The sequence below is a fragment of the Sphingobacterium sp. B16(2022) genome, assembly GCF_012030425.1.
GTDB classification, from domain to species: Bacteria; Bacteroidota; Bacteroidia; order Sphingobacteriales; family Sphingobacteriaceae; genus Sphingobacterium; species Sphingobacterium anhuiense.
In genome coordinates this window covers 232,438-247,128 of the sequence record NZ_JAAUVN010000004.1, presented here as the reverse complement: position 1 = coordinate 247,128, position 14,691 = coordinate 232,438, and the positions used below count along the sequence as shown (strand labels likewise).

Annotated in this window: 13 protein-coding genes; 10 read left to right on the top strand and 3 right to left on the bottom strand. The window is 36.2% G+C overall.

Annotated elements, in window-relative coordinates:
- Positions 1 to 81 precede the first annotated feature (81 nt).
- On the top strand, positions 82 to 2,193 hold the full coding sequence (locus tag HCX49_RS19380) for a M3 family metallopeptidase (RefSeq protein WP_132771618.1): 2,112 nt from the start codon (positions 82 to 84) through the stop codon (positions 2,191 to 2,193).
- A gap of 153 nt (positions 2,194 to 2,346) precedes the next feature.
- On the top strand, positions 2,347 to 2,667 hold the full coding sequence (locus HCX49_RS19375; RefSeq protein WP_031286983.1) for a hypothetical protein: 321 nt from the start codon (positions 2,347 to 2,349) through the stop codon (positions 2,665 to 2,667).
- Positions 2,668 to 2,872: 205 nt separating this feature from the next.
- Here the strand turns inward: HCX49_RS19375 and HCX49_RS19370 are convergent, their stop codons facing one another.
- A complete protein-coding gene (locus HCX49_RS19370; RefSeq protein ID WP_132771617.1) occupies positions 2,873 to 4,258 on the bottom strand; it encodes a nucleotide sugar dehydrogenase in 1,386 nt (461 codons plus the stop codon).
- 136 nt (positions 4,259 to 4,394) lie between these two features.
- Here HCX49_RS19370 and dnaG point away from each other — a divergent pair, with 136 nt between their 5' ends.
- Genes dnaG through HCX49_RS19355 form a run of 3 tightly spaced genes read left to right on the top strand, consistent with a single transcriptional unit; the run spans position 4,395 to position 7,806 of the window.
- Entirely contained in the window at positions 4,395 to 6,389 is a 1,995-nt protein-coding gene (gene dnaG, locus HCX49_RS19365) for a DNA primase (RefSeq protein WP_132771616.1), read from the top strand.
- A gap of 3 nt (positions 6,390 to 6,392) precedes the next feature.
- Positions 6,393 to 6,755, top strand: a complete 363-nt coding sequence (locus HCX49_RS19360; RefSeq protein ID WP_132771615.1) for a YraN family protein — start codon at positions 6,393 to 6,395, stop codon at positions 6,753 to 6,755.
- A 13-nt stretch (positions 6,756 to 6,768) separates the two neighbouring features.
- Positions 6,769 to 7,806, top strand: coding sequence for a glutaminyl-peptide cyclotransferase (locus HCX49_RS19355; RefSeq protein ID WP_132771614.1), 1,038 nt, complete (start codon positions 6,769 to 6,771; stop codon positions 7,804 to 7,806).
- 639 nt (positions 7,807 to 8,445) lie between these two features.
- Here the strand turns inward: HCX49_RS19355 and def are convergent.
- On the bottom strand, positions 8,446 to 9,672 hold the full coding sequence (gene def / locus HCX49_RS19350; RefSeq protein WP_132771613.1) for a peptide deformylase: 1,227 nt from the start codon (positions 9,670 to 9,672) through the stop codon (positions 8,446 to 8,448).
- Between the two features lie 111 nt (positions 9,673 to 9,783).
- On the opposite strand from def, the gene ruvX reads away from it, so the two are divergent.
- The gene (gene ruvX / locus HCX49_RS19345) at positions 9,784 to 10,197 is read left to right on the top strand and encodes a Holliday junction resolvase RuvX (RefSeq protein ID WP_132771612.1); all 414 of its coding nucleotides are present in this window, start codon (positions 9,784 to 9,786) and stop codon (positions 10,195 to 10,197) included.
- A gap of 1 nt (position 10,198) precedes the next feature.
- On the top strand, positions 10,199 to 10,633 hold the full coding sequence (gene ybeY, locus HCX49_RS19340; RefSeq protein ID WP_168127917.1) for an rRNA maturation RNase YbeY: 435 nt from the start codon (positions 10,199 to 10,201) through the stop codon (positions 10,631 to 10,633).
- A gap of 59 nt (positions 10,634 to 10,692) precedes the next feature.
- Here the strand turns inward: ybeY and HCX49_RS19335 are convergent, their stop codons facing one another.
- Positions 10,693 to 11,112, bottom strand: coding sequence for a nucleoside-diphosphate kinase (locus HCX49_RS19335; protein WP_132771610.1), 420 nt, complete (start codon positions 11,110 to 11,112; stop codon positions 10,693 to 10,695).
- A 150-nt stretch (positions 11,113 to 11,262) separates the two neighbouring features.
- Between HCX49_RS19335 and HCX49_RS19330 the strand changes: the two genes are divergently transcribed.
- The 3 genes from HCX49_RS19330 to HCX49_RS19320 all read left to right on the top strand — a co-directional run bounded on the left by HCX49_RS19330 (position 11,263) and on the right by HCX49_RS19320 (position 14,514).
- Positions 11,263 to 12,111, top strand: a complete 849-nt coding sequence (locus HCX49_RS19330; protein WP_168127916.1) for a 4-hydroxy-3-methylbut-2-enyl diphosphate reductase — start codon at positions 11,263 to 11,265, stop codon at positions 12,109 to 12,111.
- 81 nt (positions 12,112 to 12,192) lie between these two features.
- A complete protein-coding gene (gene hemH, locus HCX49_RS19325) occupies positions 12,193 to 13,221 on the top strand; it encodes a ferrochelatase (protein WP_132771608.1) in 1,029 nt (342 codons plus the stop codon).
- 18 nt (positions 13,222 to 13,239) lie between these two features.
- A complete protein-coding gene (locus HCX49_RS19320) occupies positions 13,240 to 14,514 on the top strand; it encodes a metallophosphoesterase (RefSeq protein WP_132771607.1) in 1,275 nt (424 codons plus the stop codon).
- The last annotated feature ends 177 nt before the right edge of the window (positions 14,515 to 14,691 follow it).

The following is a 14,691-nucleotide window of genomic DNA, read 5'->3' as shown; positions in this document are numbered from 1 at the left end:
ATTTTGATCTTTCTAAAAAGTATTACTTACACAAATATTTGTAACTTTGCCCAAATTATTGCGAGAATAAAAAGATATATAATGAAGAAAAAACGACTTTTGCCATTTTTTTTAATTGTGGCAACAGCCTTTGTTGGTTGCGAACAAAATAAACAAATGACAGATAACCCGCTATTATTAGCATACGATACTCCATTTAATGTTCCTCCATTTGATAAAATTAAAGATGAACATTTTAAACCCGCTTTTGAAGAAGCGCTTAAGGTGCATAATTTAGAGATTGATACAATTATAAATAATTCCGAAGATCCATCATTTGCCAATACCATTGTTGCATTAGAAAATGCTGGAAAATTATTGGGTAATGTATCTACCGTTTTTTATAATTTGAATCAGGCAAATACTAACGATAGTATAAAAGCAATTGCTAAAGAATTAGTGCCCATTATGTCTGCACATAATGATGAAATTTCTTTAAATGCGAAATTATTTGAAAGAGTAAAAGCTGTTTGGTCTAAGAAATCATCGTTAGGTTTAGATAGTGAAGATAATAAATTGTTGGAAGAGACCTATAAATCGTTTGTTCGTGCGGGAGTTAACTTAAAAGATGCTGATAAAGAGAAATTGAAGAAAATTAATTCTGAATTATCGTCATTAACATTACAATTCGGACAGAATTTGATGACTGAGTCTAAAGCTTTTGAATTGGTTGTCGATAGTGCTTCACAATTAGAAGGTCTATCAGAGGCTTTAAAATCAGCGGCTGCTGAAGATGCAAAAGCTAAGGGTAAAGAAGGAAAATGGGTTTTTACTTTGCAGAATCCTTCTATTATGCCATTCTTGCAATACGCTAAAAACAGAGAATTAAGAAAACAAATCTGGGAAGCATACCAAACACAAGGAAATCATGATGATGCTACTGATAATAAAGAAAACTTACGCAAGATTTCAAATCTTAGATTAGCAAAAGCTAAATTATTGGGTTATGCATCTCATGCAGCGTTTGTTTTAGAAGAATCTATGGCTGAAAATCCCGCAAATGTATATGCATTGTTAAATAAATTATGGACTCCGGCACTTAATAAAGCAAAAGGCGAAGCTGCTGATATCAATAAAGAGATAAAAGCAGAGGGGGGTAATTTTGAAGTAGCCCCTTATGACTGGAGATACTATACAGAGATTATCCGTAAAAAAAGATTCGCATTAAACGAAGATGAAATCAAACCTTACTTTAGTTTGCCTACAGTAAGAGAAGGCGCATTTGCTGTCGCTAATAAATTATATGGATTGACGTTCGTTGCTTTAAACAACGTTCCTGTATACCAAAAAGATGTTGAGGTGTACGAAGTAAAAGACAAAGATGGCTCTCACTTAGGTATATTATATGCCGATTTTTTTCCTCGCGAATCTAAAAGAAGTGGTGCATGGATGACATCTTACCGTAATCAAAGTAAAACAGAAGGAAAGCGTAATGCTCCTGTAATCTCGATCGTTTGTAATTTCACAAAACCTGTTGGTGACCAACCGGCATTATTAACTTTTGATGAAGCGAGTACTTTGTTTCATGAATTTGGACATGCTTTACATGGTTTATTATCGAATGTAAAATATAAAAGTCTAGCAGGAACATCTGTTTCAAGAGATTTTGTAGAGCTCCCATCTCAGATTATGGAAAATTGGGCTGCAGATCCACAAGTATTGAAAGAATATGCAAAGCATTATAAAACTAAAGAAGCAATTCCAGATTCTTTAATTGCTAAAATGGAGAAGGCTGGAACGTTTGATCAAGGTTTCGCGACTGTAGAGTATTTGGCAGCTTCTTTATTAGATATGAACTATCATGCAACGACATCACCTATTACTGGAGATATCAATGATTTTGAAAAAGGAGCTATGAAGAAGATTGGTTTAATTGATGCAATAATACCACGTTACAGAAGTACCTATTTCCAACATATTTTTGCCAGTGGGTACTCGGCGGGCTATTATGCCTATATCTGGTCGGAGGTATTAGACTCAGATGCTTTTGCAGCTTTTAAAGAAAAGTCATTGTATGATCAGCCAACAGCAGATTCATTTCGTCGTAATATCTTAGAAAAAGGAAATACAGGAGATCCTGCACAAATGTATAAAACATTTAGAGGAGCGGATCCAGATCCGAAATATTTGTTAATTAAGCGTGGCTTGAATTAAACACAAAAAAAAACAAAAAAAGGAGCAAAATTATTTTTGCTCCTTTTTTTGTTTTTTTATTCGTCAGATTCGGAATTAATCTTTACATTTGATTATTATTTATAATTAGTCTAAATACATACAAGGTGTCATGTTTTAAATAAAGCGAATCATATGTGTCAATCAGTCGTTCTCAGCCATAAAGGCAAATCTCATATCAGTTATTGCACGAAGTGTAAAACATTTTATATCTGGCAAGACTCTTTCCTATTAAGTTTAGGTTATCTTCAGTTTGAGTCCTTTGTTTCCGCAACGATGAGAAGTAATGTGAAAGGGAACTATTTTAGCTTTCCTGATGGTGATATGCGCGTATTGATTGATACACCTTGTCCAGAAATTGTTTTTGTTTTTAATGAAACCGAATGGAATGATTTTTCGGATGCACTGTCAGAATCCACTTACATGAGCGAAATATATCAGATGATGTCCAGCTAAAGATAAAAAGTCCTGTAGGCCTTTTCCACTTTCTTCTTCTATTCTTTTAAAAGGCTTTACAGGCACTATTAAAGTCCGATGTTAATTTATATACGAATCAAATAAATAATATTCGGACTTCTCTCGAACCCAATACATAAAAAATTGGTAAATAAAAAAGGGTTGTTTTCAAACAACCCTTTTTTTATTACAGAAATGCATAGACTTATTCACCGATAGCATAATATTTAAATCCTAGATCTTCCAGGTACTTTCTGTTTAACAGTTTTCTGCCATCAAATATAAAAGCGGGTCGTTTCATTTGGTGTTTTATGGTGTACCAGTCATAGTTTTTAAACTCCTCCCATTCCGTTAACACAGCAATAGCATGGGCGTCTTGGCATGCCTGAATGGGATCATTTACGACCTTTACAAGTGCTCTATTTTCTTCAGGACTTCTTGTATTTAAATAATCGAGATCAGCGTAGATACGTTCGGCTGTGACTTTAGGGTCGTATATCGTGATTTCAGCTTGTTCACTTAATAAGTAATCAGCAACGTAAATAGCTGCAGATTCTCTAGTGTCATTTGTATCCTTTTTAAAAGCCCATCCCAAGAATGTAATTTTCTTTCCTGATACTGTATTGTACAAAGTTTGGATGATATTATCTGCAAAGCGCTGTTTTTGGTGATCATTCATGATGATGACCTGATCCCAATAATCTGCGACTTCATTCAGACCATAACTTCTTGCAATATACACAAGGTTTAAAATATCCTTTTGAAAACAGGAACCGCCAAACCCAACAGATGCCTTTAAAAATTTTGAACCAATACGGGTATCCATGCCAATTGCTTTAGAAACTTCATCCACATTGGCACCTGTTTTTTCGCAGAGTTCAGAGATCGAATTTATCGATGAAACGCGTTGTGCCAAAAAGGCATTTGCCGTCAATTTAGATAATTCCGAAGACCATAAGTTAGTCGTCAAAATGTTAGTGTCAGGAACCCAATTTTGGTAAATTTTTACGAGCGTATCAATTGCTTCTTGATTTTCTCCACCAATTAACACGCGGTCCGGGGCTAATAAGTCTTGAATAGCAGTACCTTCGGCTAAAAATTCTGGATTGGATAGGATATGAAAATTAACACCATTGCCTGTATGGTCGAGAATACTTTTTAATGCTGCTGCAGTACGCACAGGTAAAGTAGATTTTTCGACAATAATCTTATCTGTTTTTGCAACAGAAGCAATTTGTCTCGCACATAATTCAATGTATTTGAGATCAGCAGCCATCCCTTTTCCTTTGCCGTAGTTTTTGGTAGGGGTATTGACAGAAATAAAAATCATATCTGCTTCATCTATAGCTTTATCAACATCAGTAGAGAAAAATAGATTACGACCCCTTGCCTCAGCGACAATCGCTGTCAGCCCTGGTTCGTAGACCGGAAGGTTATCCAAATTTTCGTCATTCCAGGCCGCAATACGTTCGACATTGACATCAACAATGGTGATTTGGATATGAGGACATTGTTGGGCAACAACAGACATCGTCGGTCCGCCTACATATCCAGCACCGATACAACAGATTTTTTTGATATTAAATGACATAGCTTTCTATTTCAGCATTCTTATGGTATTGCAAAAATAGTAAAATATTTAGTTTGGATAGCAGAAATGCCGATGAATTTGATGTTGTAATTGCTTATATATTTATTAAATTTACTGATTATAAAAGGATACGAAATTGATCAAGCAAGAGATAATAGATAAGGTGTTGGATGCTGCTCGAATAGAGGAGGTTGTAGGTGATTTTGTAGACTTGAAAAAGAGGGGTACATCGCTTATTGGTAACTGTCCTTTTCATCATGAGAAGACGCCATCTTTTCACGTTTCTGTTTCCAAAGGAATCTATAAATGTTTTGGATGTGGGGTTGGAGGAGATTCGTTGAAGTTCGTGATGGAACTAGAGAAATTTTCTTATCCGGAAGGCATTAAATACCTCGCTAATAAATACAGTATAGAGGTTGAAGAGGTTGAACGCTCGCCAGCACAGTTAGCGGCTCAAGATAAGAGAGAAAGTTTATATGTGTTGAGCGCATGGGCCAGTAAATTTTTCAAAGATGAAATGTGGACCACAGAGATGGGGCAGGTTATTGGCCTGCACTACTTTAAGGAACGTGGCTATCGGGAAGATATCATCAAAAAATTTGAATTGGGCTATTCCCCCGATAATTGGACTGCACTTGTTGATGCAGCGACCAAAGCGGGTTTTCATCCCGACTATCTGAAGGAAATTGGGCTTGCGATCGAGCGCGATGATAAAAGCTTATACGATCGTTTCCGCGGACGTGTTATGTTTCCTATCCATAATTTGACTGGAAGAGTAATCGGTTTCGGAGGAAGGACATTAAAGACAGATAAGAAAGTTCCCAAATATGTAAACTCACCAGAGAGTGATATCTACCATAAGTCAGATGTGCTTTATGGACTCAATTTTGCGAAAAAAGCAATTATGGAGGAGGATAACTGCTATTTGGTAGAAGGATATGCAGATGTAATATCTACCCATCAAGCAGGTGTAGAAAATGTGGTATCTTCATCAGGTACATCATTGACGACAGCACAGATTCGACTTATTGCGCGCTTCACAAAAAATGTAACAATTCTTTATGATGGAGATGAAGCTGGGATTAAAGCTTCTCTTCGGGGAACGGATATGTTGCTGGAGGAAGGTTTGAATGTTAAGATTTTGCTTTTCCCAGATGGTAATGATCCCGATTCGTATGTAAAGACTTATGGTTCTTCCGTATTTAAGTCCTATATCAAAGAGAATCAACAAGATTTTATTTTTTATAAAACTAGAATTTTACTTCGCGATACCAATAATGATCCGATAAAAAGGGCAGAGGTGATCCGTGATGTCGTTGAGAGTATCGCATTGATTCCGGATGAAATTAAAGTTTCAGTTTTTATACGGGAGTGCAGTAATTTATTGGATATTGAAGAGCGAATCTTACTTTCAGAATTAAATAAGATCCGAATTTCAAAATCTAAGAAAGCAGATAAGGATTTCACTAAGAAGAGTACTCCGGTTATGGGGGCAGGGGCTCCACCAATGGATGGACCTCCTGCAGATTTTTTCATGACCGATGAAGAAAGAGGTGGTGCCGCGCCGCTGGCACCAGAGACACCTGCGCAGCAGATTACTTCAGAAATACTTCAAGAACGTGAAATTATACGGATTCTTATCAATTATGGCGACTATCTGGCGACCTGGGAAGGGGACGGAGATATACCAGTAGCAGGGGTTTTACTAAGTAATATCGCTGATGTCAATTTTGAGGACAAGGCCGCAGCTTTTATCTTAAATGTTTATCGTGAGGCGGTTGAAAAATTTGAAATACCGGAGGCTAAGCAGTTTTACTCTAATCAAGACGCTGCTGTTGCTGAGCTTGCTATTAACTGTGTTGCGTCCAAGTACAATCTGAGTGAAAACTGGAATGATGATAAACGTAAAATCTATGTAACTCAAGAATATGAGCATTTAAAAGTGCTTGTTATCACTTCGATTTACCGCATCAAAAAACGTAAAATAACCCGTGAAATGGTCAAGATCCGTGAAGAGCTAAAGACGGAAAAGGATGACGCGAATGTCGAAGTTTTAATTTTCAAATATCAAAAACTTAAAGATGCCGAGAAGATGTTAGGAGGATTACTCGGAAATACCGTAGTCAAGTAAAGTATGGCCAAGCATCTTGAATTCGGCAAATTAGGAGAGTCTTATGCGGAAAAATTTCTGCAGGATTTAGGGTGTGAAATTTTGTTAAGAAATTGGCGATATAAGAATTTAGAAGTAGATTTGATAGTCAGAGATGCCGGTATTTTAGTTTTTGTTGAGGTAAAAACTCGTCGTAAGCTTGATTACGGAGAACCGTTTGAGTTTGTTGACTGGCAGAAGAAACGAAAATTGACAAGAGCTGCAGATGTATATTTGAAAAAATATGATGTGACTGGAGAAATTCGCTTTGACATTATATCAGTTCTCATCACAGATAAAGATAACATACAATTAGAACACATCAAAGATGCGTTTTGGAATGAATAAAAGTAGATTTAATATGAAAAAAACAACCTATATCCTCTTAGGTTTAGTACTTGGTTTAAGTGCCTGTAAAACGAAGAAGTCAGGTAAACTGGAGTTTGCTAAACCCGATGCTAGCCAATCAATTCAGCTAGGTGATCCAATTCAATTTCAGCTCAAATTTAATTCACCTGATCTGGACTCGGTTGTATATTATATCGATGATAAGATGGTTGCTTCTGGAAAAGATACTTCTGCAGTGCAGGTAGACAGTAAGAACTTAGCCTTGGGTACACGCAATATTTCTGCAAAGGTATATCAAGGAACAAGTATTGATAGTGCAAACGCATACATCACTATAGTGCCACCAGCTCCAAAAGAATATGGGTTCGAAATTGTCAATAAATTTCCACATGATACGACAGCATTTACCCAAGGGTTACAATATGAAAATGGGTTTTTGTATGAGTCAACAGGTAGTGGCGGAGGTACACTTACCTCCTTGAGACGCGTTGACTTAAAAACTGGTAAAGTGCTACAGAAAAAAGAGTTTGATTCAGAAAAATATTTTGGTGAAGGAATGACCATCATGGGAGATAAAATCGTGATGTTGACATGGAAAAATATGGAAGGTTTTGTTCTTAATAAATCAAGTTTTGAACTGGAGAAAACTTTTCCTTATAAGGATAGTAAAGAAGGTTGGGGCTTAACCTACGATGGCAAAAGATTAATTAAGTCTGATGGATCCAATAAATTATATTTTTTAGATCCGAATACACAGCAAGAAATGAGTTCTGTTGATGTTTATGACGAAAATGGTCAGGTGAATTTTCTAAATGAACTGGAGTATATTGATGGTAAAGTGTATGCCAATGTATATGAAAAGGATGTTATTGCTATTATAAATCCTGAAACTGGAATCGTAGAAGGTCGAATTAATTTAGTTGGGATCTATCAGCATGCACAATACGATAATGAGTTGAATGGTATCGCCTATGATCAAGCAGGTAAAAGATTGTTTGTCACTGGAAAACTTTGGAATACGCTATTTGAAATCAAGATGATCGCCCGTTAGGCTACCTACCTTGTCACATTAAAAAATATCTATTTTCAATCAGTAGCTTTGATGCGATGAAGATTGAAAAAAAGAGCATAAATAGATTTTATGCTCTTTTTTTTGTCTTAAGTTTTGGACGCATTACCTCTCTTAGATAGACATATAGATTTGCTGGGAATCTTATGAGAGACACCTTTGAATCTTGTTAGATTTTAGTAGGAATATTTAATAGCTTAAAGGCAGGGTTTGTAGAGGATTTATAGAGCTTTACCTCTATGAACCCTCTACAAACCCTCTATTATCACACTATAAAAACTTAAGGAAATTATAAGATGATCCCTATTAGATAGTAAGTTGTTTCAACTGTCATGAAGGGAGGTCATTTGTTTACGATTTACCAAATACAGGTGGTAGGAAATGTATTTGTTGCTATAGGGTCATTGCCTTTTCTAACAGGACTTAGATCGTTTGAATTAATAGCTAGGGATAATAAGTCATAGCTATTGAATTAATTCATTTTGCAAAATATTTTTCTTTTATCAAGCAGATCTCTATGGTAAAGGAGAAATTTATGATTGTATGCCAATCGGTGATGCTCAAGTAACAATGGATCGCTATGGATATTTTTAATAAGATCCATAGCGATCCATTTTTTTATTAAGGGCGTAACGTATTTGGCTTAATATAAAACTGCATTTTATCACTTAGGGGTTCAAATTCTTCTTTTTGAGCCTCTTCCACACGGTCTGGGTAAAGTATTCCATATAAATGATCTACTTCATGCTGAAAAATAACGGCAGTAAACCCCTCAATATTTTCCTCCTTTATTTTGCCTTCTTTACTAATATATTGTAAGCGGATGGTATTACTGCGAAGTACCTCTTCCCGACGATCAGGTATTGATAAGCATCCTTCAACTCCCTTTCTGATGAATTTTGATCGCCAAATAATTTTAGGGTTAATGTAACTTTCAAAAGGTTCACCTACTTTATCAAATCGTTGTACAACAATTAAGTTTTTATTTATTCCTATTTGCGGGGCCGCGATGCCAACGCCAGCATGCTCTGGATCTTGGACTGTGCTAAACATTCTTTTTTCTAAGATTGCGATCGATGGGTCATCAAATTTAAGGTCAACAGAAGTGGTCGTTAATACAGTCAGATCTTTCTCATTTGTAATTTGTAGCACACGTAATTTTTCTGTTTCTGTACCATTATTGATGATCTTAAGATCATCTGCGCTAAAATTTTGTCCTGCCTGAATATCTACTGGTCTTTCGTTTTTTTGTTTATGAAAAGCTTTTTCTCCTGCCATAATCTTTGTCTCTAAAATGTTTTCTTGAGGTGGTACAGGGCAGCGATAGCCATTGCTGTACGCACAGTAAGGGTTGTAAGCGGTATTAAAATCTATAGTTGCTTTGCCATTTATGATGTCCTCCGTTGATAAATCAATATAACGTCCTCCACTATAGCTTTCCTGACCGTTTGTTAAATCTAAAAAGGGTAGAAAGAGGTGGTTTTTGTATTGTGGATTTTGAAATAGCGCCGCACTTTGATAAACTGTCAGTTGATAGGGTTTATTGTTTAAAGTGAAATTTAAAATAGCATAACGTTTATAGGGGTTGCTAGTTCCATCGTAAGTGGGCATTTTGAACGTTTCTTCTCCTATTAATAAGGTAACGTCCGCCGTCACTTGGTATGCTTTATCTACTGGGAAATAATCTAAAAACTGTACCTGGTCTGCCGGTAAAGGACCGAATTTTGACTTGGAGAGACTCAAAGCTTTTTCTTGGCGATCTTTTAGAATAAGCGCCTGGTAATCTTGAGCATTTGCTTTTATACTTACAGTCATTAAGAAAAGCCCAATTAATATGGTGTATTTCATTCATTTTAATTTAAAGTCTAGCAAATTTATAGATTTTTTTTGATCAATAGGGAATCTATTTTACAGAAACAGAATCGTATTTTTGTCAAAATATTTAAGATAGGCATCGTTATGAGATTAATGGCTTTTGATTATGGAACAAAAAGGATCGGTATTGCAGTGACAGATCCGATGCAAATAATTGCAACAGCATTAACGACGGTGCATCCGGATAAAATTTGGGAGTTCTTAGAAGATTATTTTAAAACAGAGCAGGTGGAGACGTTTGTATTGGGCAAGCCTTTGCAAATGGACGGGACGGATTCGGAGTCTGCGATTCATATTTTAGGATTTGCAAGACGGTTAAAGAAAACATACCCTTTGATCCCTATTATTGAAATAGACGAACGGTTTACGTCAAAAATGGCCGCTGCTGTTATCGCTCAAAGCGGTAAGAAAAAAAATAAAAGACAAGAAAAGGGTATTGTGGATACCATATCAGCAACCTTGATCTTGCAGACATATATGGAAACTAAAGCATTTTAATATGGCATTAAAAGATATTCTATTCTTTGTAGAAGATATTGATTTTAAATTAAAGGAAAAGGCAAAAATTCGTCAGTGGATTGTGGATACAATCAAGGCTGAAGGATTTAAACGTGTTGGTGAACTAAGCTTTATCTTATGTTCAGATGCTTATTTATTGGAAATTAATAAGCAGTATTTGAATCATGATACTTATACAGATGTTGTTACTTTTGACTCCTCGGAAGATGATGATGTGATTGCTGGTGATATATTTATCAGTGTTGAGCGTATTACAGAAAATGCTGCTAAATTTAAAGTTGATAGTAAAGATGAGTTACAGCGCGTGATTATGCATGGCGTATTACATTTATGTGGATACCATGATAAAAAACCCGAAGATAAAACGTTGATGACGGCTAAAGAGAATGAGTATCTTGGGAAACGAGGTTTTTAGATATAAAAAAGGCTTGCAATAATACTATTGCAAGCCTTTTTTATATGATTTGATTAAGACTAAAATCTCTCGAATTGAGAAAAGAAAAATGCACCTTCGATTTGAGCGTTTTCATCTGAATCAGAACCATGAACCGCATTAGCATCGATAGATTTTGCATATTTGTTACGGATGGTACCTTCTGCAGCTTCAGCAGGGTTAGTAGCACCGATTAAAGTACGGAAATCTTCAATTGCATTTTCTTTCTCCAAGATAACAGCAACAATAGGACCTGAAGTCATAAAGTTTACTAATTCTCCGTAGAAAGGACGCGCGCTGTGTACTGCGTAAAAAGCACCCGCTGTTTCTGTAGTCAATTGAATATATTTCATTGCTACGATTTTGAAACCACCAGCAATAATATCATTCAAAATAGCGCCGATGTGACCATTTGCTACTGCATCTGGTTTGATCATCGTAAAAGTTCTGTTAGTTGCCATTAATGTTATTTTTTTTGCAAAAGTAATGATTTCCACCAATAACTGAAAGATAAGCATATTATATTATCATTACGACTATTTTTATGTAACTTTTTCTTTGATAAAAAGTATTTTCTTTGCGTGTCTAGAAATGATTAACTTTGTACTATTATGGCATTAAATCTAACAGTTGATATTGATAAGGATTCCGGTTTTTGCTTTGGTGTAGTCTATGCAATAGACATGGCTGAGGAAATTCTTGAGGAAGATGGTTATTTGTACTGTCTAGGCGATATTGTACATAATGATGAAGAAGTTGCTCGACTAAAAGCAAAGGGTTTGCGGATCATTGCTCATGATGTTCTTCCCACTTTACAACATGAAAAAGTCCTTATCCGTGCACATGGTGAAGCTCCAGAAACTTATAAGATCGCTCTAGAGAATAATATTACGCTAATTGATGCATCGTGCCCCGTTGTTCTCAAGTTGCAAAATAGAATTAAAACTTCTTTTGATCAGGATGAGAAGATCCTCATCTTTGGGAAGCATGGCCATGCTGAGGTTGTTGGTTTGCAGGGACAAACTAATGATGAAGCTTTAGTTTTTCAGGATATTGCTGAGTTGGATGATGCCGACTTGCCAGCATCCTTTACACTTTATAGCCAAACGACGAAGAGTGTAGATAAGTTTTATCAGATCAAAGATGAGTTGATCAAGAGAGGCTATGAAGTAAAAGCAAACGATACCATTTGTCGCCAAGTTTCTAATCGTTACGAAGATCTGGTACACTTCGCCAAGATGTATGACAAAATTGTTTTTGTTTCGGGTAAAAAATCTTCCAATGGTAAAGTTCTTTTTGAAGTTTGCTTAAAAGAAAATCCTGATACTTATTTTGTTTCAGAAGTTGGAGAGATTGATGTAACAGTTTTCAAAGAAGGCGATCGTGTGGGTATTTGTGGAGCGACCTCAACACCTATGTGGCTGATGAAAGAAGTCAAAGCTTACTTAGAAGCAATATAACCTCACAATTACGCGTCATAAATATTTCATATTGTCGTAGATAGCAATATCTACGATCTAATTTTCATACTTTTGTTTCAAATGAGTAAGAAAGCTACCAAAGGAATTTTATTAGTTCAACTGGGGACTCCGGATAGTCCTGCCACATCAGATGTAAGAAAATATTTAACAGAATTTTTAATGGACGGAAGGGTAATTGATATTCCATATATCAATAGAACACTTTTAGTTAGGGGAATCATAGCTCCTACTCGTGCTCCGAAGTCTGCTAAAATTTATGAAACAATCTGGGATAAGGAAACAGGTTCTCCTTTGATGCATTACAGCATTATACAGCGTGATCTCTTGCAGGATTCTTTAGGGGAGGATTATCATGTCGAATTGGCCATGCGTTACCAGAGTCCTTCTATTGAAAATGCTTTAAAAAATATGGAGGGAATGCTTCTGGATTCGATTCGTGTTATTCCTTTATTTCCGCAATATGCATCTGCGACCAGTGGATCTGTTATTGACCGCGTGATGGAACTGATTCGTAAATGGAATTATTTACCGAATATGAGTTTTGTAAGTAGTTATTGTCAAGAGCCACTCATGATTGAAACCTTTGCAGATCATGCAAGACAGCATGATATTGCTCATTTTGACCATATTGTATTTAGTTATCACGGGCTTCCTGTACGTCAATTGGGGAAAGTTGATCCAACCAGGCAGTTAAGTTGTCCGGAGGATGGTTGTGATTCGTGTAAAAATACGGTCAATTCTTTTTGTTATCTGTCACAATGTCATGCAACTACAAGAGCAATTGCGCAAGAATTAGGTCTTGAAAAGGAGCAATATAGCATCTGTTTTCAATCGAGATTAGGCAAAGAACCTTGGATTCAACCTTATACGTCAAGTTTATTAGAGGACTTGGCACAAAAAGGCAAGAAGAAATTATTGGTATTTAGTCCAGCATTTGTTGCCGATTGTATTGAAACAATAGATGAAATTGGCGTGGAATATGCTAATGAGTTTAAGCATTTGGGAGGTGAAGAGGTTCAATTGGTTGAAAGTCTAAACGGTGATCCTAAGTGGATTGAAGCATTGAAGCGCTTGGCTTTGAATGCTTAATACTAACTTAAAAATACGATGTTAATAGTAAATGTAATTGTACTTCTTCTATTGGACTTTTATATCTTTTTTGCATTAAAGGCAACAAAGATCAAGTTTGCAAAGACTAAAACTTTTGGGATTCTTTGGTGGGGTTATTCAATTTTGCTTTCTCTAGGAGTTATCATTTCCTTTAAATTTAATATTCCACTACTAGTTCGTTCCGTTTTTTTAGTTGCTTTTTTTCTCACAGCAGCTTCTAAATTCTTCTTTTTCTTTGTTCTCATTCTGGATGATTTGAGGAGAGGAGGACTTTGGCTAACGAGACTGTTGACCCCGAAAAAAACGATCAAACAAGCGGTCAATGTGTTGGAAATGCCAATCGCTGAAGAGCCAGTTAAAGGGATCACAAGGTCAGATTTCTTAACAAAGGCGGGGATTTTGGTTGGTGCGTCGCCATTGGTGCCTTTAAGCTGGGGAATTATTTCGGGAGCGTATGATTATCGTGTGCGTCGTCAAAAGTTATACTTGCCAAATTTGCCAGCAGCTTTTCACGGGATGAAGATTGGACAAATTTCTGATGTGCATTCGGGTTCTTTTTATAATAGAAAAGCCGTAAATGGTGGAGTTGACTTATTACTGAATGAAAAACCAGATGCTATTTTTTTTACTGGTGATTTAGTTAATAATGTCGCTTCAGAAATGCGTGATTATCAAGATATATTTTCAAGGGTAAAGGCTGATTTAGGTGTATTCTCAAGTTTAGGAAATCATGATTATGGTGATTATTATTTTGGGAAAGAGGATTCAGCGGCCAAAAGAAAAAATCTTCAGGACTTGATTGAGACACATAAAGTAATGGGCTGGGATCTTTTGAATGATGAGAATCGGATTTTGAAAGTTAACAATGAAGAATTGGCTATTGTTGGTGTACAGAACTGGGGTACCGGCCGATTCCCTAAGCACGGCGATTTGCAAAAAGCTTTGTTGGGTGCAGAAGAACAGTCTGTTAAATTACTTCTTTCCCACGATCCTTCGCACTGGCGGGCTCAGGTGCTAGATACAGATATCGACGTCATGTTCGCGGGGCACACACACGGTATGCAGTTTGGTGTTCGGCTTAAGAATGTTCAATGGAGTCCTGCAAAATATGTGTATAAAGAATGGGCCGGTTTATATAGAGAAAAAAACAATAAGCAACTTTATGTAAATGTGGGCTATGGATTCTTAGGTTACCCGGGTCGAGTAGGAATATTGCCTGAGATCACCATTTTTGAACTTATAAAAGGGAATGATCCGAAAGCACGCGTATAATTAAAGAATAACATTTATAAGGGATGTGGTATTTAAATATGCTTCTCCTACATGTTAGCTGATGACAATAAAAAAAATAAGCACTCAATCGAGTGCTTATTTTTTTATTGTCATTGTCATTTTCTTTAACAGTCTAATTACTATCTTTAACGATCAAAAATTATGAAATAAAAATTA